Genomic DNA, 552 nt, shown 5'->3' with positions numbered 1-552 from the left:
TTGCGCCATTCTGTTTGATTGCCGTTGCAAATGGTGCGCTTTACCCAATCGTCGTAAACCGTGCCCTCGCTAGTGCACACCAAAGCCCAGCGACAGCAGCAGGTCTACAGAACAGTCTGCAAATCTGTGTGAGCAGCTTATCGAGCGCATTAGTTGCCGCGATGGCAAGCCAAGCTCAAGTGGTTACGGGCGTGGCAATCGTCATTTGTATGGGTGGCTTGTGGATGGGTTACATTCTGTCGAATCGTGAACTCTCTAAGCATTTCACTACACCTGACAACGCTCGCGTCGTCAGCGAAGATGAACTTTAAGTCTGTACTTCAGTCCATCCGATCATAATAAGAGCCGCGTAAAGCGGCTCTTTTCATTTATAAACTTTTCAGTCCCCACTTCTGAGCAGTCTGCTTAAAGAAGCCTTGTGTTTTTTTTAACTCCACCCAGTGATTGATGTAGTTAATCCAGACTTGATCGTCTTGTGGCAACAACATGGCAATTGGAGTTGGTCTGCGAGGTGCTTTCACAGGCACAATCGCCAACTGTTTGAACTTGTCC

General features: G+C 48.0%; 2 pseudogenes. One reads left to right on the top strand and one right to left on the bottom strand.

The features are described 5' to 3' along the window. Positions 1 to 311 (top strand): annotated as a pseudogene (locus tag R8N49_RS29585) (Bcr/CflA family multidrug efflux transporter); the annotation flags it as partial. A 57-nt stretch (positions 312 to 368) separates the two neighbouring features. Here the strand turns inward: R8N49_RS29585 and R8N49_RS29580 are convergent. After that, positions 369 to 552 (bottom strand): annotated as a pseudogene (locus R8N49_RS29580) (amino acid ABC transporter substrate-binding protein); the annotation flags it as partial.

It is taken from the genome of Vibrio sp. 1978, from assembly GCF_033344345.1.
The sequence above is the reverse complement of the archived record's forward strand: the minus strand, read 5'-3'. Positions and strand labels throughout refer to the sequence as shown.